At 67.2% G+C, this 23,549-nt stretch carries 18 protein-coding genes; 8 read left to right on the top strand and 10 right to left on the bottom strand.

The features are described from left to right. Positions 1 to 657 precede the first annotated feature (657 nt). Both ACTJKF_RS08075 and ACTJKF_RS08070 read right to left on the bottom strand, forming a co-directional pair. Positions 658 to 2,064: a cation:dicarboxylate symporter family transporter gene (locus tag ACTJKF_RS08075; RefSeq protein ID WP_440623040.1), complete on the bottom strand. Its 1,407-nt coding sequence runs from the start codon at positions 2,062 to 2,064 to the stop codon at positions 658 to 660. Between the two features lie 26 nt (positions 2,065 to 2,090). Continuing rightward, entirely contained in the window at positions 2,091 to 3,461 is a 1,371-nt protein-coding gene (locus ACTJKF_RS08070; protein WP_440623039.1) for a class-II fumarase/aspartase family protein, read from the bottom strand. Positions 3,462 to 3,616: 155 nt separating this feature from the next. On the opposite strand from ACTJKF_RS08070, the gene ACTJKF_RS08065 reads away from it, so the two are divergent. From ACTJKF_RS08065 to ACTJKF_RS08045, 5 genes are all read left to right on the top strand, one after another. Further along, complete coding sequence (locus ACTJKF_RS08065; protein ID WP_440623038.1) at positions 3,617 to 4,348, top strand: GntR family transcriptional regulator; 732 nt, start codon at positions 3,617 to 3,619, stop codon at positions 4,346 to 4,348. A gap of 525 nt (positions 4,349 to 4,873) precedes the next feature. Further along, positions 4,874 to 5,389, top strand: a complete 516-nt coding sequence (gene msrB, locus ACTJKF_RS08060) for a peptide-methionine (R)-S-oxide reductase MsrB (protein WP_440623037.1) — start codon at positions 4,874 to 4,876, stop codon at positions 5,387 to 5,389. Positions 5,390 to 5,426: 37 nt separating this feature from the next. Further along, positions 5,427 to 7,319: a cytochrome c biogenesis protein DipZ gene (locus ACTJKF_RS08055; protein ID WP_440623036.1), complete on the top strand. Its 1,893-nt coding sequence runs from the start codon at positions 5,427 to 5,429 to the stop codon at positions 7,317 to 7,319. Between the two features lie 57 nt (positions 7,320 to 7,376). Next, positions 7,377 to 8,120 carry a peptide-methionine (S)-S-oxide reductase MsrA gene (msrA, locus tag ACTJKF_RS08050; protein WP_440623035.1) on the top strand — a complete coding sequence of 248 codons (744 nt, stop codon included), beginning with the start codon at positions 7,377 to 7,379 and terminating at the stop codon, positions 8,118 to 8,120. A 234-nt stretch (positions 8,121 to 8,354) separates the two neighbouring features. Continuing rightward, positions 8,355 to 9,476 (top strand): Rieske 2Fe-2S domain-containing protein, encoded by a 1,122-nt coding sequence (locus tag ACTJKF_RS08045; RefSeq protein WP_440623034.1) that lies wholly within the window; start codon positions 8,355 to 8,357, stop codon positions 9,474 to 9,476. A gap of 52 nt (positions 9,477 to 9,528) precedes the next feature. On the opposite strand, the gene hydA is transcribed toward ACTJKF_RS08045, so the two are convergent. From hydA to ACTJKF_RS08020, 5 genes are all read right to left on the bottom strand, one after another. Further along, the gene (gene hydA / locus ACTJKF_RS08040) at positions 9,529 to 10,986 is read right to left on the bottom strand and encodes a dihydropyrimidinase (RefSeq protein WP_440623033.1); all 1,458 of its coding nucleotides are present in this window, start codon (positions 10,984 to 10,986) and stop codon (positions 9,529 to 9,531) included. Between the two features lie 52 nt (positions 10,987 to 11,038). Next, entirely contained in the window at positions 11,039 to 12,547 is a 1,509-nt protein-coding gene (locus ACTJKF_RS08035) for an NCS1 family nucleobase:cation symporter-1 (protein ID WP_440623032.1), read from the bottom strand. A gap of 100 nt (positions 12,548 to 12,647) precedes the next feature. Then, positions 12,648 to 13,955, bottom strand: coding sequence for an NAD-dependent dihydropyrimidine dehydrogenase subunit PreA (gene preA / locus ACTJKF_RS08030; RefSeq protein ID WP_440623031.1), 1,308 nt, complete (start codon positions 13,953 to 13,955; stop codon positions 12,648 to 12,650). Positions 13,956 to 14,036: 81 nt separating this feature from the next. Beyond that, on the bottom strand, positions 14,037 to 15,374 hold the full coding sequence (locus ACTJKF_RS08025) for an NAD(P)-dependent oxidoreductase (protein WP_440623030.1): 1,338 nt from the start codon (positions 15,372 to 15,374) through the stop codon (positions 14,037 to 14,039). Between the two features lie 140 nt (positions 15,375 to 15,514). After that, positions 15,515 to 16,795 carry a Zn-dependent hydrolase gene (locus tag ACTJKF_RS08020; protein ID WP_440623029.1) on the bottom strand — a complete coding sequence of 427 codons (1,281 nt, stop codon included), beginning with the start codon at positions 16,793 to 16,795 and terminating at the stop codon, positions 15,515 to 15,517. Between the two features lie 365 nt (positions 16,796 to 17,160). Between ACTJKF_RS08020 and ACTJKF_RS08015 the strand changes: the two genes are divergently transcribed. Beyond that, complete coding sequence (locus tag ACTJKF_RS08015) at positions 17,161 to 17,853, top strand: TetR/AcrR family transcriptional regulator (protein ID WP_440623028.1); 693 nt, start codon at positions 17,161 to 17,163, stop codon at positions 17,851 to 17,853. Positions 17,854 to 17,964: 111 nt separating this feature from the next. Here ACTJKF_RS08015 and ACTJKF_RS08010 read toward each other — a convergent pair whose 3' ends face one another. The 3 genes from ACTJKF_RS08010 to ACTJKF_RS08000 form a co-directional block, all read right to left on the bottom strand. Continuing rightward, positions 17,965 to 19,155 carry an acetyl-CoA C-acetyltransferase gene (locus tag ACTJKF_RS08010; protein ID WP_440623027.1) on the bottom strand — a complete coding sequence of 397 codons (1,191 nt, stop codon included), beginning with the start codon at positions 19,153 to 19,155 and terminating at the stop codon, positions 17,965 to 17,967. Positions 19,156 to 19,173: 18 nt separating this feature from the next. Next, on the bottom strand, positions 19,174 to 19,941 hold the full coding sequence (locus ACTJKF_RS08005) for a 3-hydroxyacyl-CoA dehydrogenase (RefSeq protein ID WP_440623026.1): 768 nt from the start codon (positions 19,939 to 19,941) through the stop codon (positions 19,174 to 19,176). Positions 19,942 to 19,968: 27 nt separating this feature from the next. Beyond that, positions 19,969 to 21,642, bottom strand: coding sequence for an acyl-CoA synthetase (locus ACTJKF_RS08000; protein WP_440623025.1), 1,674 nt, complete (start codon positions 21,640 to 21,642; stop codon positions 19,969 to 19,971). Between the two features lie 135 nt (positions 21,643 to 21,777). Here ACTJKF_RS08000 and ACTJKF_RS07995 point away from each other — a divergent pair, with 135 nt between their 5' ends. Both ACTJKF_RS07995 and ACTJKF_RS07990 read left to right on the top strand, forming a co-directional pair. Then, positions 21,778 to 22,782, top strand: coding sequence for an AraC family transcriptional regulator (locus ACTJKF_RS07995; RefSeq protein WP_440623024.1), 1,005 nt, complete (start codon positions 21,778 to 21,780; stop codon positions 22,780 to 22,782). Between the two features lie 234 nt (positions 22,783 to 23,016). Continuing rightward, the gene (locus tag ACTJKF_RS07990) at positions 23,017 to 23,388 is read left to right on the top strand and encodes a nuclear transport factor 2 family protein (RefSeq protein WP_440623023.1); all 372 of its coding nucleotides are present in this window, start codon (positions 23,017 to 23,019) and stop codon (positions 23,386 to 23,388) included. Positions 23,389 to 23,549: the final 161 nt, after the last annotated feature.

Below are 23,549 nucleotides of genomic sequence, written 5' to 3'. Positions count from 1 at the left end.
TCCACGGCCCTTCCACAGTACGCCAATCAGTTCATTTATGCAAGTAACAAACGCCTGACACACGCGAGAAAGTTTGCCGCTGATTTCGACTTTGATAGCACTTGGCACGGAGGGACAGGCTTCGAGTTGCTGCGACAGTTCGGGCAACCGTAGACCAAAATAAAGTCGTCGCCGTTTATGAAGTAAAGATGTCACTTCGCCAGTCTCGGTCGACCGAGAGATGCGAAACCCTTGTGAATCAAGGGATCGCACGCCGCGAACTAAAGTTCTAACCGAGCCCGGCTTCGCGAAGACCAGTGTCAATTCCCCTGGAGCGGTGCCAGCCGCCGGCCACGCGTTGCACGGAACCTCCGTTTGAACGGACGATTGTGGGATAGTGACAAGGTTCCCTATCTCGCTGCCGCGTCGGTCCTGACGACTGGAACGGCACGCAACCGCGAATCGCGGTTCTGGGGCGACGCGAGCGGCTCTGAACAACCCGAAGCGGATAGTTGCCGATAATTCTCAGACGGCCGCTTTAGCTCCGGATTGTGTCATCGCGAGGAAAAGCGAACCGTCCAATCAATGTGAATAGTGATATCAAACGCTGCATCCTGCGAGAACATCGACTTGACCACAAATATGTAGAACCGATGCGCTCTTCGCCCAAAATCGATGCTACAGACCGCCGCGCTTGAGCGGGATCCCCTGCGGATGCGGATTCACGTCATCAGAATCTTCGGGAAGCAGGTTGCCATCGTCGAGCTTCGCATCGGCACGCGCTGTTGCGGGATAGCGTTCGGGGTAAAGGTGGCGTCGGGCGACCGTCTCGTCGAACGTACCAGACCATTTCGCAACGACGACCGTGGCCAGACTGTTGCCGATCGTATTGCACGTTGCGATCGCCATCGACATGAAGCGGTAGACGCCAAAGATCAGCGCGAGCCCTTCCACCGGCAGCAACCCCGTCGATGTCACCGTCGCCGCGAACACGACGAACGATCCGCCCGATACCGTCGCGGCGCCTTTCGACGTTAACAGCATCAGCAGCAGGATCCCCATCTCATGCTCGAACGTGAGCGGCACGTTGTACGCGTGCGCGATGAACATCACGCCCATCGCCATGAAGATCGACGTCCCGTCGAGATTGAACGCATAGCCGGTCGGCAGCACGAGACCGACCGTCTGCTTCGCGCAGCCAAGTCGCTCGAGCTTGATCAGCAGGCGCGGCAACGCGCTTTCCGACGACGCGGTGCCGAGCACGATCAGGATCTCATCCTTGATATAGCGCATGAAGCGCCACATGCTGAAGCCGGCCAGCTTCGCGACGATGCCCATCACGACGACGATGAACAGCACCACGACCGCATAGAAGCTGAGCACGAGTTGCGCGAGCGCGACCAGCACGGCTGTCCCGTTGCTGCCAACCGCGAACGCGATCGCGCCGAAGGTGCCGAGCGGGGCAAGTTTCATCACCAGATTGATGAACGAGAACAGGACCTCCGAAATCTGCTCGAGCCCGTCGTTGATTCGCGTGCGGCGCCCGTCGGGAATCGCGAGAATGCCGATGCCGACCATCACCGCGAGCACGACCACCTGCAGCAGCTCGCCCTTCGCGAACGCGCCGATGAAGTTGTCTGGCACGAGATGCATCACGAATTCGGTGAACCCTTGCGGCGCCGCCTTTGCCGCGGCGATCGGTACCTTGCCGACCGCCACGGACGTCATACCCTGGCCGGTCTGGAGCAGGTTGCCGGCGAACAGGCCGAACGCCAGCGCGATCGTCGACACGACTTCAAAGTAGACGATCGCCCGCCAGCCGACCCGCCCCGCGCTCTTCACGTCGCCGGCGGAAGCGATGCCATGCACGATCGTCAGGAACACGAGCGGCGCGACGCCCGCCTTGATCAGCGCGAGAAAGACGTCGCCGAGAATCTTCAGCTGCGTGCCGAATTTCGGAAACAGCAGCCCGGCGACGATGCCGAGCACCAGCGACGCGAGCACCTGCATGCCGAGCTTGCGATACCACGGGCGCTTCGGCGCCGGGGCGACCGGTTCGTCGCGCGAGGTCTGTGCGTGATTCATGATGGTGTCTCCTCCACGACGTCCGCTCAGATTTCGCGGGACAGTGCGATCGCCCGATCGACCATCTGCGGCGCGAGGCCCAGGTAGTTGACCGGATCCGTCATGCGCTCGATCGCGTCGCGATCGAAGTGCCGCGTCACCTCGGGCAGTGCGGCCAGCGCTTCGGCGAGCGTGCCGCCCTTCTCGTTGACCGTGCGGCACGCGTCATACACGATGTCGTGCGCCTGCTGGCGCCCGGTAAACGGCGCCATCTGCATCATCGCGGCTTCGGCGACGATCAGCCCCTTGCTGATGCCGAGGTTCTGCTTCATCCGTTGCGCATCGACGATCAGCCCGCCGAGCGCGAACTTGGCCTGATGCAGCGCGCCGGATGTCAGGATGAAGCTCTCGGGAATCGCGATCCATTCCGCATGCCACGGACCTGTCGCACGCTCGAAATCCTGGATCATCGCGTCGACCATCAGGCCCGCGTGCTGCCGCACCGCTTTCGCCGCCGCCAGCATCAGCTCGCTCGAGATCGGATTGCGCTTTTGCGGCATCGTGCTGCTTGCGCCGCGGCCCTTGACGAACGGTTCGTACACTTCGGCGAATTCGTTCGACGCCATGATCATGATGTCGAGCGCGATCTTGCCGAGCGAGCCCGTGACCAGCGCAAGCAGGTTCACTGCCTCGGCGAAGCCGTCGCGCGCGACGTGCCACGTCGTCGCGGGCACACCGAGCTTCAGTTCTTCTGCAAGCGCCTTCTGGACTTCGAAACCCTTGTCGCCGAGCGACGCCAGCGTGCCAGCCGCGCCCGCGAACTCGACAACCGCGACGCGAGAGCGCAGCTCCGCGAGCCGCTGCTGATGCCGGTCGAACATCGCGAGCCAAATTGCGGCCTTGTATCCGAACGTGACCGGCAGCGCCTGCTGCAGATGCGTGCGACCCGCCATCGCGGTATCGCGATGCTTGCTCGCGAGATCGGCAAGGATGCCGCGCAGCTCGCGGATGTCGCCGTCGATCGAATCGAGCGCATCGCGCACTTGCAGCGACACGGCGGTGTCCATGATGTCCTGCGTCGTTGCACCCCAATGCACATAGCGGCCCGCGTCGCCACACATCGCGACGAGCTGGTGCACGAGCGGCAGGATCGGATAGCCGACGGTGTCCGTCTCCTCGCGCATGTGATCGAAATCGATGCGCTCGATGCTCGCTTCCTGTGCAATCACGTCAGCCGCTTCGGCTGGAATCACACCGACGCGTGCTTCGGCCTTCGCGAGCGCGACTTCGACGTCGATGTAGCGCTGCACGAGCGCGTAATCGGAAAACAGCGCGCGCATCTTCGCGGTGCCGAAGGCGTCTCGAAACAGAATCGAATCGACGACGGTGCTGGAGACAGGGATGGTGCGGCTTGGCATGGCGACCTCTGAAAACGGAAAGCGGGGAAAAGGCATCGGACCTTGAAACCGAATGCGTCTATATGTCCGGACATATAGAAGGCTATTATGTCCGGACATATCGCTCAAGCGATGTTTACCCTTAAACTGTCGGCGATGACCGATACGCAGAGAAAATGAACAGACCCCATTTCGCCGAGATCGCGCGCGACCTGACCGAAGGCATCGCGTCTGGCCGCTTTCCGGTCGGCTCGTACTTGCCGACCGAGCTTGAATTGCGCGATCTGTACAAGACGAGCCGGCACACGATCCGCGCGGCGCTGCACGAACTGCAGCAACTTGGCTTCGTGTCTCGGCGCAAGAACGCGGGAACGCGTGTCGAATCGGCGCAACCGAAAAACGACTTCCGGCCGTCGCTCGCTTCGATCGAGGATCTCGTCCAGTTCGGTTCGGAGAACCTGCGCGTGGTGCAGTCGATCGAGGCGCTTGCGGCGCAGGGCAAGCTCGCGAAGGTTCTGAAGTGCGAAGAAGGCGCACGCTGGCTGCGCATTTCGAGCCTGCGCGTGGAACGCGACACGACGCGTCCGCCAATCGGCTGGACGGACGTCTATATCGATCCGGGCTATGTGGAAATCGCGGAGACGGCTCGTCACGAGCCGGATACGTTGATCAGTTCATTGATCGAGACGCGTTACGGGCGATGCGTTGCGGAGATCCAGCAGAACGTGCAGGCGGTAAACGTCTCGCCGGAAATGGCTGCGCGACTGCACATCCCGGCGGGAACGGCCGCGCTCGAAATCGTGCGGCGCTATCTCGATTCGACGGGCGTTGCGTTCGAAATCTCGATCAGCATTCACCCGGCCGAACGATTTTCCGTTTCCATGAGGCTGAAACGGTCCGAGAGTTGAACTGGCTAACGGGTTAAACTGCCGCCCACAGTGACGCGCCGAAACAGAAAGTGGATTGACTCGGTATCTGCTCCGCCCCTGACATCCCTGCCGCCTTCAATGCATCAGTCACGGTGCAGTAGCTCGACTCAATCCCTTAACGCGTCGCGTTGAAGTGGACGGCCGTTATGCCGTCGGTTTCTGCCATCTGCAGGAAACCCTCGAACGACTCTAGTTGGCCGAGAACAGTCTGACCCGATCGGCCCCGGATGTACTGCAACACTGCTTTTCCGGCATAGGTGGCTGAGCTTGAGGCAGAGAGCGCCCCGTCTGCACTCAGCGTCTCGACCGGCCGTGCGCTGCCTCGGAAATCGGTCTAGAAATCAGGACGTTACCGCCGCGACACGAGGATTCTGGAGTGACGCAACTATTTTGCTCTAAGAAACGCTAACAATCACAAATCGTTTAACTCTCCGTGAGGACTTCGACACCGGCCGCTGCCTACTCTGTGCGCATGTTTTCAGGACCTGTTTCCAGGAGCCCGCCATGCCCACCCGCAGACATCTGCTGTTCGCCGGCGCCACCGGCCTCGCCGCGCTCGCGGCGCTGTCGTCGACTGGCCGCCGTGCGCTCGTCGGCCGCGTCTTCGCCGCACCGACGGCCGCCCCGTTCGAGATCACCCGCACGGACGCCGAATGGCGCCGCCGCCTCACGCCCGCCCAATACACCGTGCTGCGCGACGCCGGCACCGAACCGCCGTACAGCAGCCCGCTGAACGACGAGCACCGCCACGGCACGTTCGCATGCGCCGGCTGCGACCTCGCGCTGTTCTCGTCCGGCACCAAGTTCGACAGTCACACCGGCTGGCCGAGCTTCTGGAAGCCGCTCGACCATGCGGTCGCGACGCAGGCCGATCCGTCGTACGGGATGGCGCGCACCGAAGTGCACTGCCGCCGCTGCGGCGGCCATCTCGGTCATGTGTTCGACGACGGCCCGCCGCCCACCGGCCTGCGCTACTGCATGAACGGGCTCGCGCTCGCCTTCCACCCGGCCGCCGCCTGACCGGCCGCCGCCTTCCTGAACGACCGGAGACTGCTCCATGCTGCTCATCGTCCTCGCCTATCTCGGCGGCGTGCTCACGATCCTGAGCCCGTGCATCCTGCCCGTGCTGCCGTTCGTGTTCGCGCGCGCCGACCAGCCGTTCGTGCGTACCGGCCTGCCGTTGCTGATCGGCATGGCGCTGACGTTCGCCGTCGTCGCGACGCTCGCCGCCGTCGGCGGCGGCTGGGTCGCGCAGGCCAACCAGGCCGGCCGCTGGCTCGCCATCGTGCTGCTCGCGGTGTTCGGCCTGACGCTGCTGCTGCCGCGCTTCGCCGAACACCTGACCCGCCCGCTCGTCGCGGCCGGCAACCGGCTCACCGGCTTCGCGCAGCGCGACGGCCGTCCGGCCGGCCCGGTGTCGTCGCTGCTGCTCGGCGTCGCGACCGGCCTGCTGTGGGCGCCGTGCGCGGGCCCGATCCTCGGGCTCGTGCTGACCGGTGCCGCGCTGCGCGGTGCCAGCGTCGGCACGACACTGCTGCTGGTCGCGTATGCGGCCGGCGCGGCGACCTCGCTCGGTGTCGCGCTCGTGATCGGCGGCAAGGTGTTCGCCGCGATGAAGCGCTCGCTCGGCGCCGGCGAATGGATCCGGCGCGGGATCGGCGTGGCGCTGCTGGCCGGCGTCGGCGCGATCGCGCTCGGCCTCGATACGGGGGCGCTCGCGCAACTGTCGACCGTCACGACCGGCAGCCTCGAGACGAAACTCGTCGACCGGTTCGGCGGACGCTCGACGGGCGCGCCGGCGGCGATGTCCGCGACGAACCATGCCGACAGCGGCAACGGCGATGCGGCAAGCGGCGCGATGATGGCCGCGGCGTCCGGCGATGCCCCCGAGGCCGGCGGCGCAATGACCGGTAGCGCGATGATGCGCGCCGCCGGCACGATGCCCGCGATGCCGGTGCCGGCACCGGCCGCGCTGCCCGTCGAAGGCACGCTGCCGTCGCTCGACGGCGCCGTGCAGTGGCTCAACTCGCCGCCGCTGACGGCCGCCGGCCTGCGCGGCAAGGTCGTGCTCGTCGACTTCTGGACGTACTCGTGCATCAACTGCCTGCGCACGCTGCCGTACACGACCGCCTGGGCGCGCAAGTACGCGCCGTACGGTCTCGTCGTGATCGGCGTGCACGCGCCGGAGTTCGCGTTCGAGCGCGACATCGGCAACGTGAAAAAGGCCGTGCGCGATCTCGGCATCGACTACCCGGTCGCGATCGACAACGGCTATGCGATCTGGCGCGCGTTCGGCAATGAATACTGGCCCGCGCACTACTTCGTCGACGCGCAAGGGCGGATCCGCCATCACCACTTCGGCGAAGGCGAATACGCGCAGTCGGAACGCGCGATCCAGGCGCTGCTCGCCGAAGCCGGCCATCCGGAAGCACTGAACGTGCCGCTCGGGCTCACCGGCGCGCCCGCGAAGGGCGCCCTCGCGGCGGCCGACAGCGCGGACGTCCGCTCGCCCGAAACCTATGTCGGCTATGCCCGCGCGGAAGACTTCACGTCGCCGGGCGGCGTGGTACGCGACACCGCACACCGCTACGATGCGCCCGCGCACCCCGGCCTGAACGACTGGGGTCTCGCCGGCACGTGGCAGGTCGGCGCCGAGCGCGCGACGCTCGCGGCGCCGGCCGGCCGGATCGTCTACCGCTTCCATGCGCGCGACCTGCACCTCGTGCTCGGCCCGGACGCGAGCGGCAAGCCGGTGCGCTTTCGCGTGACGCTCGACGGCGCGGCGCCCGGCGCGGCACACGGCGCCGACGTCGACGCGCAGGGCTACGGCACCGTCACCGGCCAACGCCTGTACCAGCTCGTCCGGCAGCCGGGCGCAATCGCGGACCGCACGTTCTCGATCGAATTCCTCGACACCGGCGTCGATGCGTATGCGTTCACGTTTGGTTGAATGGGAACGCCGCCACCCGACCGCGCTATTCCGTCCCGTATTTCAAAGGAGCAATCCATGATCCCGACATCCACTCGCGATTCCGCCTCGCGGCGGCGGGCGGCCGTGCTGCGCCGCATCGGCGCGATCGCCATCGCGGCGGCGGCCGTGTTCGGCTACCAGCGCGTCGTCAGTTCCGCGGAACCGATGCGCACCGTGCCCGCACCGACGCTCGATGAAACGCCGGGCGCGACCCACGAAGAAACGGCCGTGCTCGCCGGCGGCTGCTTCTGGGGCGTGCAGGGCGTATTCGAGCACGTGAAGGGGGTGAAGCAGGTCACGGCCGGCTATGCCGGCGGCGCGTCCGAAACCGCGCATTACGCGCTGGTCGGCACCGGGCTGACCGGCCACGCGGAATCGGTGCGCATCGTCTACGACCCGACGCAGATCACCTACGGCCGGCTGCTGCAGGTGTTCTTCTCGGTCGCGCACGACCCGACCGAACTCAACCGGCAGGGCCCCGACGAAGGTTCGCAATACCGATCGGCGATCTTCCCGACCACCGCCCAGCAGCGGGCCGTCGCGACCGCGTACATCGCCCAGCTCGGCACCGCGCACACGTTCCCGGCGCCCGTCGTCACGCGCGTCGAGGCCTACAAGGGTTTCTATCCGGCCGAGGCGTATCACCAGAACTACCTCGAACTGCATCCCGATGCGCCGTACATCGCGTTCAACGACCTGCCGAAGGTGGCCGGGCTGAAGCAGCGCTTCCCGGCGCTGTACCGTGCCGACGCGGTGCTGTGGCGCGACGCCCGGCTGTGACGGGCCGCCGGGCGGCCCGTCGGCGTTGCGGCCCGCGTGCGGCGTGACCCGGCCGGCCCGGGCCCGCGCCGCCGTCCATATTTGCGCTGCATCAACGAACCGCGGGCCGGCCCGACCGGGCAAACCCGAATCGGGTCTGCCTCGCGGACGAACTTCGCGTAGACTTCTCCAGATCGGATCCCCGCCGCCTCGCGCGGCGCGCGGAACTCTCCAGCCAGCCAGGAGGCGTCACGCATGCGCGCAGTGCCTTTGTCTGACAGCAGCACCCTCGAAGAACCGTCCACCGGTACCGTCGTGCGCGACCTGCGCCGCGTGCCCATCCATCCCGATCATTGGTATCCGCTCGCGTGGTCGCGCGAACTCAAGCGCGGCAAGACGCTCGGCGTGCGCTTCGCCGGCGATCCGATCGTGCTCGTGCGCACCGAATCCGGCGCCGTCCATGCGCTCGAAGATCGTTGCGCGCACCGCCAGGTGCCACTGCATGCGGGCGTCGTGAGCGGCGAAACGCTGCGCTGCTGCTACCACGGCTGGACCTACGCGTGCGACAGCGGCCGCTGCATCGACGTGCCGTACCTCGGCCGCGATCGGTTGCCGAACGGCGTGCGCGCGTATCCGTGCCGCGAAGCGCACGGGCTGATCTTCGTGTTCCCCGGCGACGCGACGCTCGCCGACGAACGCCCGTTCCCCGCGCTCGAATCGGCGGACGATCGCGCATACAAGACCCGCCGCTTCGGCCGCGAGGTCAAGTGCCACTACTCGTTCATGCACGAGAACCTGATGGACATGAACCATCAGTTCCTGCATCGCAAGCAGATGGGGCAGATGCGCGCGCGCAGCGTCGGCCGCCGGCGCGGCGACGACTGGGTCGAGGTCGACTACACGTTCGCGCGGATGGAAGGCAAGCAGCCGGTCGGCGAGGCGCTCGTGTTCGGCGCCAGCAAGAAGCCGGCCGACCAGGCCGACAAGAGCGTGATGACGGTGCGCACCGGCTACCCGTACCAGACCTTGCAGATCCGCTCGAGCGAAGGCACGCTCGTGATGGACCTGTGGATCGTCTACGTGCCGCTCGACGCCGAGCAGCGCACCAACCGCACGTTCGGACTGCTGTCGATCCACAAGCCGGGCATCCCGTTCGCACTCGATCTCGCGTGGCCGCTGCTGGTGTGGTTCACCGAGCGGATCTTCCGCGAGGATCGCTGGATCGTCGAGCGCGAACAGGAAGCGCACGACCGGCAGGGCGCCGACTGGAACCACGAGGTGTTTCCGGTCATCAACGAACTGCGCGACCTGCTGCGCCAGTGCGGCGCGCGCACCGTGATCCCGATCCGCGAAGCGACCGCGAACGACGCGCGCTGACCGCCGCGGCGAGCGCGCCCGCCGCGCGCTCGACCGGCCTGGGCCGATGCACTCAGCCGGTGCGCTCGACCGGATGCGGTTCGCGCAGCCGGTTCGCGATGCGCGCGGCCTCGTAGTAGCCGGCCGCGGGCGGCCGCTTCAGGTAGCGGCCCGCGCCGCGCACCGCCCGCAGCTCGCCGTCGGCCCATGCGAGCGCGCCGCGCGTGAGCGTGTGCGTCGCGACGCCCTGCACCGTCATCCCTTCGAACACGTTGAAGTCGACCTGCTGGTGATGGGTCTTCACCGAGATTGTCTTCGTCGCGGCCGGATCCCACACGACCAGATCGGCATCGGCGCCGACCTGCACGGCGCCCTTGCGCGGATACAGGTTGAAGATCTGCGCGGCGTTCGTCGACGTGATCCGCACGAACTCGTTCGGCGTGATGCGGCCGTGATTCACCCCGTGATGCCACAGTACCGACATGCGGTCCTCGACCCCGCCGCAGCCGTTCGGGATCTTCGTGAAGTCCTCGCGGCCCATCGCCTTCTGCGATGCGCAGAACACGCAGTGATCGGTTGCCGTCGTGTGCAGCTGCCCGGCCTGCAGCCCGCGCCACAGCGCCTCGCGATGCTCGGCCGAGCGGAACGGCGGGCTCATCACGTGCGCGGCCGCACGCGTCCAGTCCGGGTCGCGATACACGGCCTCGTCGATCACCAGATGGCCCGGCAGCACCTCGCCGAACACGCGCAGCCCTTCGCTGCGCGCGCGCGTGATCGCATCGACTGCGTCCTTCGACGACACGTGCACGATATACACCGGCACGCCGAGCACCTGCGCGATGCGGATCGCGCGGTTCGCGGCCTCGCCCTCCACCTCCGGCGGTCGCGACAGCGGATGCGCTTCCGGCCCGGTCATCCCGCGCGCGAGCAGCGCCTTCTGCAGCTGGAACACGAGCTCGCCGTTCTCCGCGTGCACGGTCGGCAGCGCGCCGAGTTCGAGCGCACGCGAGAAGCTGTTCACGAGCACCTCGTCGTCGGCCATGATCGCGTTCTTGTACGCCATGAAGTGCTTGAAGCTCGACACGCCGTGCTCGCGCACGAGCGTGCCCATGTCGCGATGCACGGATTCGTCCCACCACGTGACGGCCACGTGGAAACCGTAGTCGGCCGCCGCCTTCTCGGCCCAGCCGCGCCATTCGCGGAACGCGTCCATCAGCGGCTGCTTCGGGCTCGGGATCACGAAGTCGATGATGCTCGTCGTGCCGCCCGACAACCCCGCGGCCGTACCGGAATAGAAATCGTCGCTCGCCGTCGTGCCCATGAACGGCAGTTCCATGTGCGTATGCGGATCGATGCCGCCCGGCATCACGTACTGGTCGTGCGCATCGACCACCGTCGCGCCGGCCGGCGCGTCGATCGTCTCGGCGATCTGCAGGATCGTGCCGCCGTCCTGCGGGTCCGCACACAGGACGTCCGCGCGATAGGTGCGGTCCGCATCGACCACGGTGCCGCCGCGAATCAGGATTGCCATGTCGTTGCCTCCTCGTTGACTGTCCGGTGCCGCATCGCACGCGCCGCGTGCGTCATGCGCGCGCGATCTGCGCGCGCTGGGCGGCGCGCCACTTCATCCAGGTGCCGTACACGCCGGACGCCAGCACGAGGCCGACGAACCACGCATACGTGTAAAGCGTGTTGAAGAACGCCGGCACGTTCGGAAACGACGCCGGGAATGCGGTGTGCAGGAAACCGGGCAGGTTCGGCAGCACGCCGACTGCGAGCGCGACCAGCGCGGCCAGGTTCCAGCCGCGCGCATAGCTGAAGTCACCGCGCTCGTCGAACAGCGCGCGCGTATCGAGCCGCGTGCCGCGAATCAGGAAATAGTCGACCATCAGGATGCCCGCGACCGGCCCGAGCAGGGCCGAATAGCCGACGAGCCAGGTGAAGATATAGCCGTCCGTCGTCGCGAGGATCTTCCACGGCATCATCACGATCGCGATCGTCGCCGTGATCATCCCGCCGGTGCGGTACGAGATCGCCTTGGGCCACAGGCTCGAAAAGTCGTACGCGGGGCCGACGAGGTTCGCGGCGAGGTTGCAGCACATCGTGTCGAGCGTGAGGATCACGAGCGCGATGCCGACGCCGATCCCGGTCATCCGGCTCGTCAGGTCGATCGGATCCCAGATCGCGTTGCCGTAGATCACGACGGTCGCCGACGTCACCACGACCGATACCACCGACAGCAGCGCCATCGGCAGCGGCAGCCCGATCGACTGCCCGATCATCTGGTCGCGCTGCGAATGCGCGAAGCGCGTGAAGTCGGGAATGTTCAGCGCGAGCGTCGCCCAGAAGCCGACCATCGCGGTCAGGCCCGGCCAGAAGGTCGCCCAGAAGAGTCCCGCCTTCTTGCCGCCCGCGACGAACTGCGACGGCGCCGACAGCATCGAGCCGAAGCCGCCCGCCTGCGACGTCGCCCACCACACGAGCGCGACGCACATCACGACCTTGATCGGCGCGGACCAGCTTTCGAGCCAGCGGATCGAATCGGTGCCGTGCAGGATGAAGTACAGCTGCAGCGCCCAGAACACGAGAAAGCACGCGAGCTGCCCGAACGAGATGCCGACGAGCGGCAGCGCGGCGCCGTGCAATGCGTTGCCGGTCAGGATGTTCAGCAGCGTGTAGATCGCGCTGCCGCCGAGCCACGTCTGGATGCCGTACCAGCCGCACGCGACGATCGCGCGCAACAGCGCGGGCAGCTTCGCGCCCTGCGTGCCGAACGACGCGCGCACGAGCACCGCGTACGGAATCCCGTGCTTCGCGCCCGCATGGCCGATCAGCAACATCGGCACGAGCACGATCAGGTTGCCGAGCAACACCGTCAGCACCGCCTGCCACGGCGACATGCCTTCCTGGATCAGCCCGGCCGCGAGCATGTACGACGCGATGTTCATCACCATCCCGACCCACAGCGCCGCGAAGTGATACCAGCGCCAGGTGCGCTGTGCCGCGGTCGTGGGCGCGAGGTCGTCGTTGTACAGGCTGCCGGCCGCCGCCTCGGCGCGGTCGGGATCGGCGGGAATCGCTGCTGGTTTCATCGAACGCTGCTCCAGGTAAACGTCGGCGCCGGCATCGTGCGATGCCGGCAGAACAGGACACAAGCAGCAGCGCGAGCGAGACCGCGCCGCCGGCCGCCGGTCAGGCCGCCTTCGCGTGCTTCGCGGGCTCCGCCGGGCTCGCACCTGCGTCGGCGCGCGCCGGGTTGTTCGGATGCGTGGTCCAGTTCGCGTAGTCGCCCGCGTCGACCCGCTCCATCGTGATGCATTGCTCGACCGGACACACATGCATGCAAAGATTGCACCCGACGCACGCCGCGTCCACCACGTCGAAATGCCGCACGCCGTCCTTCTCGGCCGTGATCGCCTGGTGCGACGTGTCCTCGCACGCGATATGGCACAGCCCGCACTGGATGCAGCGGTCCTGGTCGATGCGCGCCTTGATGTCGTACTTCAGGTTCAGGTATTTCCAGTCGGTGACGTTCGGCACCGCGCGGCCGCGCACGTCGTCGAGCGTCGCGTAGCCCTTCTCGTCCATCCAGTTCGACAACCCGTCGACGAAATCCGACACGATCCGGAAGCCGTAATGCATCGCGGCGGTGCACACCTGCACGCTGCCGGCGCCGAGCACCATGAACTCCGCTGCGTCGCGCCACGACGAAATCCCGCCGATGCCGGAGATCGGCAGGTTCGGCGTTTCCGGATCGCGCGCGATTTCCGCGACCATGTTCAGCGCGATCGGCTTGACCGCGGGGCCGCAATAGCCGCCGTGCGTGCCCTTGCCGTCGACGGTCGGCATCGGCGCCATCTGGTCGAGATCCACCGCGACGATCGAGTTGATCGTGTTGATCAGCGACACGCCGTCCGCGCCGCCCTTGTAGGCGGCACGCGAACCCATCCGGATGTCGCTGATGTTCGGCGTGAGCTTCACCAGGCACGGCAGCTTCGTGCCCTCCTTCACCCAGCGCGTGACCATCTCGACGTATTCCGGCACCTGGCCGACCGCCGCGCCCATCCCGCGCTCGCTCATCCCGTGCGGGCAGCCGAAGTTCAGCTCGACCGCATCGGCGCCCGTATCCTCGACGAGCGGCAGGATCCCTTTCCAGTCGCGCTCGTTGCACGGCACCATCAGCGACACGATCAGCGCGCGGTCGGGCCAGTCGCGCTTCACCTGCGCGATCTCTCTCAGGTTCACGTCGAGCGGACGGTCGGTGATCAACTCGATGTTGTTCAGCCCGGCGATGCGCTGGCCGTTCCACTGCACCGCGCCGTAGCGCGAGCTGACGTTGACGACGTGCGGATCGAGCCCGAGCGTCTTCCACACGACGCCGCCCCAACCCGCCTCGAACGCGCGATTGACGTTGTACGCCTTGTCGGTCGGCGGCGCGGAAGCGAGCCAGAACGGGTTCGGCGAAGTGATGCCTGCGATGGTGCAGCGAAGGTCGGCCATGGTCGGCTCCGTGAAGATGGGGCGCTGATCGCGATTTGCGTGATTTGCGTGGCGTGCGCGATGTCGTTGCGCCGGCCGCGTTCAGGCGGCCTTCGCACCGCGCTGCGCGAGCGCCGCGTCGATCGCGGCCGCCGCGCGCTTGCCGTCCTGCACGGCCTGCACCGTCAGGTCGATGCCCTCCGTCGCCGCGCAATCGCCGCCGGCCCACACGTCGGGCAACGCGGTGCGTCCGTGCCCATCGACCGCGATGCGCGTCCCGTCCGCGGTCAGCAACGCGGCTGCGACACCGTCCGGCCCCAGCGTCTGGCCGATCGCCTTCAGCACCATGTCCGCGTCGACGGTGAAGCGCTCGCCCGACGCGGCCTCGAATTCGACGCCCGTCACATGCCCGCCCGCGCCCGCGATGCGCACCGGCGTCGCGTGCGTGACGAGCGTGACGCCGCTCTTTTGCGCGAACTCGCGTTCGGCCCAGGTCGCGCTCATTGCGTCCACGCCGCGCCGGTACACCATCGTCACGCGCTGCGCGCCGAGCTTGCGGCTCTGCACGGACGCGTCGATCGCCGTGTTGCCGCCGCCGATCACGACCACGCGCCGCCCGACCGGCACGTTCTCCAGCTCGGCCGCCTGCCGCACCTGCTCGATGAAGTCGACCGCGTTCATCACGCCGGTCAAGTGCTCGCCGTCGATCGCGAGCGTGCGCACGCCGCCGAGGCCCATCGCGAGAAACACCGCGTCGTGCCGCTCGCGCAGCGCGTCCAGCGTCACGTCGCGGCCGAGCGCGATGCCCGTCTGCAGCGCGATGCCGCCGACCGACAGCAGCCACTCGACTTCGCGCTGCGCGAAATCGTCGACGGTCTTGTACGCGGCGATCCCGTATTCGTTCAGGCCGCCGGCCTTCGGCCGCGCGTCGAACAGCGTGACGCGATGCCCGGCCAGCGCGAGCCGGTGCGCGCACGCGAGTCCGGCCGGCCCCGCGCCGACCACCGCGACATGCCGCCCCGTGTCCGGCGCACGCGTGAAGCGCACCGCGCCGCTCGCCATCGCCCAGTCGGTCGCGTGCCGCTGCAGCGCGCCGATCGCGACCGGCTGTGCATCCTGGTGATTGCGCACGCATGCGCCTTCGCACAGGATTTCGGTCGGACACACGCGTGCGCACATCCCGCCGAGCGGATTCGCGGACAGGATGTCGGTCGCCGCCCCCTTCAGGTTGCCGTTGCCGATCTTGCGGATGAAGCTCGGGATGTCGATCTGCGTCGGGCACGCCTGCACGCACGGCGCGTCGTAGCAGTAGTGGCAGCGGCTCGCGGCGGCCGCGGCGGCAGTCGGATCGAGCAGCGGCGCGATATCGGCGAATTCGCACGAGAGTTGCGTGGACGACAGGCGATGCGCGGCGATGTCGCCGGTTGGCTTGGTGGTCATACGCGTTCCTTCGACTGGGTGGAGACAAAACCGTCCCCGCCGGCCGCGGTTGCGCAGTCGGGGCGGCCGTGCATTGCGTTCAGGAATGCTACGGTCAGGCGATGGGCAGCCTGCCGGGCTCTGCCGCTATATCCGATTCGTCATGAAGCCGGCTCGCACGCGCGCGACAGCATCGCGTGCAGCAGCACGTTCGCGCCGGCCTCGATCCACGCAGGCGTCGCGTCCTCGATCTCGTTGTGGCTGATGCCGTCGACGCACGGTACGAACACCATCGACGTCGGCGCGACCTGCGCCAGATAGCACGCGTCGTGGCCCGCACCCGACACGATGTCGCGATGCGCATAGCCGAAGCGATCGGCCGCGCCACGCACGGCCGCCACACAGGCCGGATCGAATGCGACGGGCTCGTAGTAGAAAATCTGCTCGAGTTCGGTTTCGAGACCGATCTCGCCCGCGATGCGCGCCACGCCGTCGCGCAACGCGGCATCCATCTTCGCGAGCACGGCGTCGTCCGGATGACGGAAATCGACGGTGAAGAACACGCGCCCCGGAATCACGTTGCGCGAGTTCGGATGAACCTGCATCATCCCGACCGTCGCGCAGCCGAACGGCGCGTGATCGAGGCCGATCCGGTTCACGAGATCGACGACGCGCGACGCGCCGAGCAGCGCATCTCGGCGGCGCGGCATCGGCGTCGGCCCCGCGTGCGCTTCCTGGCCGGTGAACGTGATCTCGTACCAGCGCTGCCCCTGCGCATCGGTCACGACGCCGATCGTCTTGCACTCCGCTTCGAGAATCGGCCCCTGCTCGATATGCAGCTCGAACGCCGCGTGCAGCTTGCGGCCACCGCACGGCACGTCGCCCGCATAGCCGATCCGCGCGAGCTCCTCGCCGATCGTCTTGCCGTCGACGTCCTTGCGCGACAGCCCGTATTCGAGCGGGAACACGCCCGCGAACACGCCGGACGCAACCATCGCCGGCGCGAAGCGCGAACCTTCCTCGTTGGTCCAGATCACGACCTCGACCGGATGCTCGGTCTCGATACCGCGATCGTTCAGACTACGAATCACTTCGAGACCGCCCAGCACACCGTAGATACCGTCGAAGCGGCCGCCCGTCGGCTGGGAATCCGCATGCGAACCGGTGACGACCGGCGCCGCGTCGGCCACGCGGCCCGCGCGGCGCATGAACACGTTGCCCATCGTATCGATCGTCACCGTGCAGCCCGCCGCCTTCGCCCAACTGACGATCAGATCACGCCCGGCCTTGTCGAGATCGGTCAGCGCGAGACGGCAGACGCCGCCCTTCGGCGTCGCGCCGATCTTCGCCACCTCCATCAGGCTGTCCCACAACCGCCTGCCGTCGACCTTGATCGACGTGTCGAATGCTGCCCGTTTCACTGTTTCCGATACCGCGTCCATACGTATCGCTCCTGTGGGGTCGGTCATGTCGTCATCCCGGTCGGTGCCGGTGCGCGCATTGCTGCTGTCGGGGCAAACCCGCACCGGCAAGGTGCGGGTGCGCATCGTTCGCGCGGTTCGTCCGATCAATCGGCGGACGGGTTGGCACGCCATTCCGCCGCTTGTCGAATCCTGTCCGATTGGACAGGTTTTAGACGATCAAAATGCCTAGCGCAATGTCTTTCTTGCGCGAATCGAGCGAGCGAGAAACGTGCCATCGCATCGCAGCATCGCGCCTGCGCCGATGGTTGCAAGCGCGTGCGTTCGATGCGAACCAGCGGCTAGAATGAAGCCCAACGCGGCCTGCATGCCGCGCGAGGGCAACGATGAGACATGACGATGCCGCCGCCGAGGTCACCGGCGACGAAGAAACGGACACGCCTTTGCGGCGACGCAAGGCACACATACGCGAGTCCAACGAAGCGCATCTGCTGGCCTGTGCGGAAGCCGTATTCGCGGAACGCGGGCTCGACGGCGCGAGCACCGCGATGATCGCGGAACGTGCCGGCCTGCCGAAGGCGAACCTGCACTACTACTTCCCGACCAAGCTCGCGCTGTACCGCCGCGTGCTCGACGACCTGTTCGAAGACTGGCATCGCGCGGCCGGATCGTTCGAGGCCGGCGACGATCCGGTCGAAGCGATCGGCAGCTACGTGCGCGCGAAGATGGACCTGTCGCGGCGGCGCCCGCTCGGTTCAAAGGTGTGGGCCAACGAGATGATCCACGGTGCCGCGCACATGCAGGACATCCTGTCGGAACGCGTGAAACCGTGGTTCGACACGCGCGTGAAGGTGATCGAAGGCTGGATCGCGCGCGGGCTGCTCGCGCCGATCGATGCGCACGCGCTGATGTACCTGATCTGGGCGACCACCCAGCACTATGCGGACTTCGATGCGCAGATTCGCGCGCTGAGCGGCAAGCGTGCGTTCACGCAGAAGGCGTTCGCCGAAAAGACCGAGCAGGTCGTGCAGCTCGTGATCCGCGCCTGCGGCGCGGTATCGCCGAACGCGCACGCGTAGCGCTGCCGCGCATCTCCGGAAAACAAGACGGGCGACGGACACGATGCCCGTCGCCCGCGTCGCGAGACGGCGTGCGTGCCGTCTCGCGCGTGATGCGTCGCTACGTTCGCGTTACGCGACGCGCTCGATCGCGATCGCCGTCGCCTCGCCGCCGCCGATGCACAGCGACGCGACGCCGCGCTTCAGTCCATACGCTTCGAGTGCGGCCAGCAGCGTCACCATCACGCGTGCGCCCGACGCGCCGATCGGATGGCCGAGCGCGCACGCGCCGCCGTGCACGTTGACCTTCTCGTGCGGGAGGTCGAGATCGCGCATCGCGGCCATCGCCACCACCGCGAACGCCTCGTTGATCTCGAACAGGTCGACGTCGCGCAGGTTCCAGCCGGTCTTCTCCGACAGCTTGCGAATCGCGCCGATCGGCGCCGTCGCGAACAGGCCCGGCTTGTTCGCGTAGGTCGAATGCCCGACGATCACCGCCTTCGGGGTGAGGCCGAGCCGCTCCGCTTCCGAGCGGCGCATCATCACGAGCGCGGCCGCGCCGTCGGAAATCGACGATGCGTTGGCCGCCGTCACCGTGCCGCCTTCGCGAAACGCCGGCTTGAGCGTCGGAATCTTGTCGAGCTTCGCGTTGCCCGGTTGCTCGTCGATCGACACGACGGTTTCCGTCTTGCCGGCCTTCACGGTCACCGGTGCGATCTCCGCCACGAAGCGTCCTTCGGCGATCGCGCGTTGCGCGCGCGTCAGTGACGCGATCGCGAACGCATCCTGTTCCTCGCGTGTGAACGAGTAGGCCTGCGCGCAATCTTCCGCGAAGGTACCCATCAGCCGGCCCTTGTCATACGCATCCTCGAGCCCGTCGAGGAACATGTGGTCGAGCACCTGGCCGTGGCCCATGCGCATCCCGGCACGTGCCTTCGGCAGCAGGTACGGCGCATTCGACATGCTCTCCATCCCGCCCGCCACCGCCACGTCCGCCGATCCCGCCAGCAGCAGGTCGTGCGCGAACATCGCGGCTTTCATCCCGGAACCGCACATCTTGTTGACCGTGGTCGCACCCGCGCCCAGCGGCAAGCCGGCCTTCAGCGCGGCCTGCCGCGCCGGCGCCTGACCCTGGCCGGCCGGCAGCACGCAGCCGAACACGATTTCATCGATGCGCTCGGCCGGCACGCGTGCGCGTTCGAGCGCCGCGCGAATCGCCACCGCGCCGAGCTCGCTCGCGCTGGCCGCGGCCAGGTCGCCCTGAAAACCACCCATCGGCGTGCGCGCCGCGCCGACGATTACGATCGGATCCTGTGTCGTCATGATTGCATTCCTCCAGTGTCAGCGCGGTGCCATGCGCAGCGCGCCATCGAGACGGATGACCTCGCCGTTCAGCATCGTATTCTCGGCGATGTGGCGCACCAGCGCCGCGAATTCGTCGGGGCGGCCGAGCCGCGGCGGGAACGGCACGCTCTTGCCGAGCGCGTCCTGCACGTCCTGCGGCATGCCGGCCATCATCGGCGTCGCGAAGATGCCCGGCGCGACCGTCACCACGCGAATGCCGAACCGCGCGAGNTCGCGCGCGATCGGCAGCGTCATGCCCACCACGCCGCTCTTCGACGCCGCATACGCGGCCTGCCCGATCTGTCCGTCGAACGCCGCCACCGACGCGGTGTTGACGATCACGCCGCGCTCGCCGTCCGCATCGGCGTCCTGCTTCGACATCGCATCGGCGGCCAGCCGGATCATGTTGAACGTGCCGATCAGGTTGATCGACACCGCGCGCGCGAAGCGGTCGAGCGAATGCGGACCTTCGCGTCCGACGACCTTCTCGCCCGGCGCGACGCCCGCACAGTTCACGAGCGCGTCGATGCGACCGAACGCGTCGCGCGCGGCCGCAACCGCCGCCTGCCCGTCGGCTTCGCTCGTCACGTCGGTCTTCACGAAGCGCGTGGCCGCGCCGAGTTCGTGCGCGAGGCTCGCACCGGCATCTTCATTGACGTCCAGCAACACCGCCTTGCCGCCTTCGGCGACCACCATGCGCGCCACCGCGGCACCGAGGCCCGAACCGGCGCCCGTAATCAGAAAAACGCGATCCTTGATGTTCATTCGCAGTCCGTATTCAGTATTCGACGTTCAGGATTGAGTGACCTTCTCGGCTTCCATCTTGCGCAGCACGAAGCGCTGGATCTTGCCGCTCGGGGTTTTCGGCAACGCGTCGACGAAGTCGATCGCGCGGGGATAGGCGTGCGCCGAGAGCCGCCGCTTCACGTGCTGGCTCAGCTCGTCAGCCAGCGCGGGGGTGCCGTCAAAACCCTTCGACAGCACGACGAACGCCTTGACGATCTCCGTGCGCTCCGGGTCCGGCACGCCGATCACGGCGGCTTCGCTGACGGCCGGATGCTCGATCAGCGCGCTTTCCACGTCGAACGGGCCGATCCGGTAGCCGGACGATGTGATCACGTCGTCCGCGCGGCCGATGAAGCTCACGGTGCCGTCCGGCTCGAGCTCGACGTTGTCGCCGGTCCGGTAGTAGCCGCCCGCGATCGCCGGCGTGTCCTGCTGCCAGTAGCCGTTGAACCACAGCAGCGGCGAACGCGCGATATCGATCGCGAGGTTGCCGGGCTCGCCGGGCCCGAGTTCGCGACCGGCTTCGTCGAGCACCGCGACGCGATAGCCGGGCATCGCGAAGCCGGCCGAACCGGCATGGACGACGTGCGTGAGCCCGTGATGATTGTTCACGACCATCCCGAGTTCGGTCTGGCCATAGTGATCGTAGATCGGCGCACCGAGCGCCGCGTGGAACCAGCGCACGACTTCCGGATTCAGCGGTTCGCCGGCGCTGCTGACCACACGCAGCTGCCCTTTCAGTCGCGCGGCCGCTTCCGTGCCGGCCGCCATCAGCATCCGGTACGCGGTCGGCGAACCGGCGAGGCTCGTGATGCCGAGCCGTTCGATCACGTCGTAGGTGCTGTCGACCGTGAAACCGCCCTCGTACAGCGTCGTGGCATGGCCGAGCAGCAGCGGGCCGGTGATCGCGTAATAGAGGCCGTACGCCCAGCCCGGATCGGCGATGTTCCAGAAGCGGTCGCTCGCGCGCAGGTCCACCGCGTCGCGCATGTAGGCGCCGAACGCGAGCAGCGCGTAGAGCGGCACCGGCACGCCCTTCGGCAAGCCCGTGGTGCCCGACGTCGACATCATCATGAACAGGTCGGTGCCCTTGCGCGGCACGGGTTCGAACACGTTGGACCGGGCGTCGAGCGCCGCGCGAAAATCGATGTCGCGGGCCGGCAGCGCATCGCCCGATTCGCGCACCGTCGCGACTCGCGGGCAATCCACGATCTCGTCCAGCTTCGCGCGATTCGCGATATTGGTGACGACCAGCCGCGCATCGCTCATGCGCAGCCGGTGCTCGATCGCCTTCGGTCCGAACGCGGTGAAGAGCGGTTGATAGACGGCGCCCGCGCGCCACGTGCCGAGGATCGTCGCGACGAGTTCGGGCGTGCGCGGCAACAGGCCGGCCACCACGTCGCCCGGTTTCACGCCCTGCTCGACCAGCAGGTTCGCGACACGCGCCGACAGCGCCTGCATCTGCGCGAACGTGAAGCTGCGGTGCTGGCCGCCGACGTCGATCCAGTCGAGCGCGACCGCATTCGCGTCCGCCGCCGCATGCCGGTCGCAGCATTCGACGCAGGCGTTCAGACCCTGCGCCAGGTCGCCGTGCAGGTAGGCCGCGGCGGTCTCGATACGAAAGCCGGCCACGGCGTCGGCGTAGGCCGGCACCACCCGGGCGGTTGCTCCATCACGCATGCGTGTCTCCTGTCTGTTATGACCGCCGGCGAACCGGGGTATATCGATGATGGTAGACAGCCGTCACATTGCAATCAATGACAAACAGAATCTAGAATCGTGATCGCTTTTGCCATGTCTGGAGGGCATGAAAAAATGGGGCCGCAGATGATCTCGCCGGATTTCGTCGAAGATGCGCTCGAGAGCCTGCGCCGGCAACGGATCCCGACCGAACCCGTGCTGCGCGCGGCAGGGCTGTCGGCCGCCGTGCACGAGCCCGTCACGCCGCAGCAGTACGGCCGGCTGTGGCTGGCGATCGCCGGCGCGATCGACGACGAATTCTTCGGGCTCGCGGCCCGCCCGATGCGGCGCGGCAGCTTCACGCTGCTATGCCATGCCGTGCTGCATGCGGGCACGCTCGAGAAGGCGCTGCGGCGCGCGCTGCTGTTCCTGCGCGTGGTACTCGACGAGCCGCACGGCGAGCTCGTGGTCGCCGAAGGCCAGGCGCAGATCATCCTGACGCAATCGGGGGTGCCGTATTCGGCGTTCGCTTACCGGACGTTCTGGCTGATCCTGCTCGGCGTCGCCTGCTGGCTGATCGGCCGGCGCATCCCGTTGCAGCGCATCGATTTCGCATGCCCGAGCCCGGACCAGCGCAGCGACTATCACCAGTTCTTCGGCGTGCCGGTGCATTTCGACCGCGCCGACAGCCGGCTCGCCTTCAACGCCGCCTACCTCGCGTTGCCGACGATCCGCTCCGCGCAGGCGCTGAAGACCTTCCTGCGCGGCGCGCCAGGCAACCTGCTGGTCCGCTACCGGCACGACACCGGCTGGGTCGCGAAGACGCGGGCGCATCTGAAAGCGCTGCCGGCCGCCGAATGGCCAGACTTCGACACGCTGGCCGTGCGCCTCGGCACGACGCCCGCGACGCTGCGACGACGCTTGCGCAGCGAGGGGCAGAGTTTCGCGTCGGTCAAGGACGAGCTGCGCGGCGCGCTCGCCCAGTCGCTGCTGCGCGCGGACACGCTCAGCGTCGCGGAAATCGCGATCGAACTCGGCTTCACCGAGCCCAGCGCGTTTCATCGCGCATTCCGGAAATGGACGGGCACGAGTCCGGGCGCGTTTCGGCGCGATGTCAATGCGGCGCAGACGGAGCAATGACCGACGGGCTCGCCTGGCGGTCCGTGATCGCGGTGCGTTCGATTGATGAGGCTTGCGGGCGCTGCCTGCTCGGGTAACGACGCAGCGCGGAGCCGGCTGCGCCGGGGTCTGCGTGACGTTGCGTGTCGCCCTGCGGGGTCACATACTGACCGGCCCGGACAAACAAGGACACCGTGACCCGTTTGCCGGTCATGCGTGGAATCCGGATTCTTCGGACCAGTGTGAGGCCCCGACATGGACGCAGTTCGTGCAGTGATCGAACCGTATGAAGCCGCACTTCGAGCGGCGATGCTCGCCAACGACGTCGACGCGCTCGACGCGTTGCTGGACGATGATCTGATCTTCACCATTCCGAGCGGGCAGGTCATTTCGAAACACGACGATCTGTCCACGCATCGCGCGAAGCTGCTGCGTCTGCAAGTGCTGGACTGTCAGGAGACGCTGGCGAATGCGATCGGCGAGATGATCCTCACGACGACGAAAGCGGCGCTTGCCGGTCATTTCGACGGCATCGCGTTCAATGGCAAGTTCGCCTATACGCGCCTGTGGCGCCGATCGGGGAGCATCTGGCGTGTCGTTGCCGGACATGCGTCGCAGATCGGTTGAGTCCGAAGCGCTCGCACGTCGAATGGAGGAAGTCGGGTGCTCGCCGAGGCGCACCCGGAGTCCAGCAAGCGAGTTGCGTTGAGATTCGACCTGGCTGGCTTCTGTCGTGGCTACCGAGATGACGGTCGCTGCGGGATTCGGGTACTCGGCTGATCGTGGAC

The organism is Burkholderia sp. 22313, assembly GCF_052045245.1.
GTDB lineage: Bacteria > Pseudomonadota > Gammaproteobacteria > Burkholderiales > Burkholderiaceae > Burkholderia.
This window is presented reverse-complemented; position numbering and strand designations above follow the sequence as displayed.

Excerpts from the sequence above, each read along its gene's own strand:
- preA (WP_440623031.1), bottom strand. The coding sequence starts at position 13,955 with ATGGCCGACCTTCGCTGCACCATCGCAGGCATCACTTCGCCGAACCCG.
- ACTJKF_RS08010 (WP_440623027.1), bottom strand. The coding sequence starts at position 19,155 with ATGACGACACAGGATCCGATCGTAATCGTCGGCGCGGCGCGCACGCCG.
- ACTJKF_RS08035 (WP_440623032.1), bottom strand. The coding sequence starts at position 12,547 with ATGAAACCAGCAGCGATTCCCGCCGATCCCGACCGCGCCGAGGCGGCG.
- ACTJKF_RS07990 (WP_440623023.1), top strand. The coding sequence starts at position 23,017 with ATGGACGCAGTTCGTGCAGTGATCGAACCGTATGAAGCCGCACTTCGA.
- ACTJKF_RS08015 (WP_440623028.1), top strand. The coding sequence starts at position 17,161 with ATGAGACATGACGATGCCGCCGCCGAGGTCACCGGCGACGAAGAAACG.
- ACTJKF_RS08075 (WP_440623040.1), bottom strand. The coding sequence starts at position 2,064 with ATGAATCACGCACAGACCTCGCGCGACGAACCGGTCGCCCCGGCGCCG.
- ACTJKF_RS08025 (WP_440623030.1), bottom strand. The coding sequence starts at position 15,374 with ATGACCACCAAGCCAACCGGCGACATCGCCGCGCATCGCCTGTCGTCC.
- msrA (WP_440623035.1), top strand. The coding sequence starts at position 7,377 with ATGATCCCGACATCCACTCGCGATTCCGCCTCGCGGCGGCGGGCGGCC.
- ACTJKF_RS08065 (WP_440623038.1), top strand. The coding sequence starts at position 3,617 with ATGAACAGACCCCATTTCGCCGAGATCGCGCGCGACCTGACCGAAGGC.
- ACTJKF_RS08070 (WP_440623039.1), bottom strand. The coding sequence starts at position 3,461 with ATGCCAAGCCGCACCATCCCTGTCTCCAGCACCGTCGTCGATTCGATT.
- hydA (WP_440623033.1), bottom strand. The coding sequence starts at position 10,986 with ATGGCAATCCTGATTCGCGGCGGCACCGTGGTCGATGCGGACCGCACC.
- ACTJKF_RS08020 (WP_440623029.1), bottom strand. The coding sequence starts at position 16,795 with ATGGACGCGGTATCGGAAACAGTGAAACGGGCAGCATTCGACACGTCG.
- msrB (WP_440623037.1), top strand. The coding sequence starts at position 4,874 with ATGCCCACCCGCAGACATCTGCTGTTCGCCGGCGCCACCGGCCTCGCC.
- ACTJKF_RS08045 (WP_440623034.1), top strand. The coding sequence starts at position 8,355 with ATGCGCGCAGTGCCTTTGTCTGACAGCAGCACCCTCGAAGAACCGTCC.
- ACTJKF_RS08055 (WP_440623036.1), top strand. The coding sequence starts at position 5,427 with ATGCTGCTCATCGTCCTCGCCTATCTCGGCGGCGTGCTCACGATCCTG.
- ACTJKF_RS08000 (WP_440623025.1), bottom strand. The coding sequence starts at position 21,642 with ATGCGTGATGGAGCAACCGCCCGGGTGGTGCCGGCCTACGCCGACGCC.
- ACTJKF_RS07995 (WP_440623024.1), top strand. The coding sequence starts at position 21,778 with ATGGGGCCGCAGATGATCTCGCCGGATTTCGTCGAAGATGCGCTCGAG.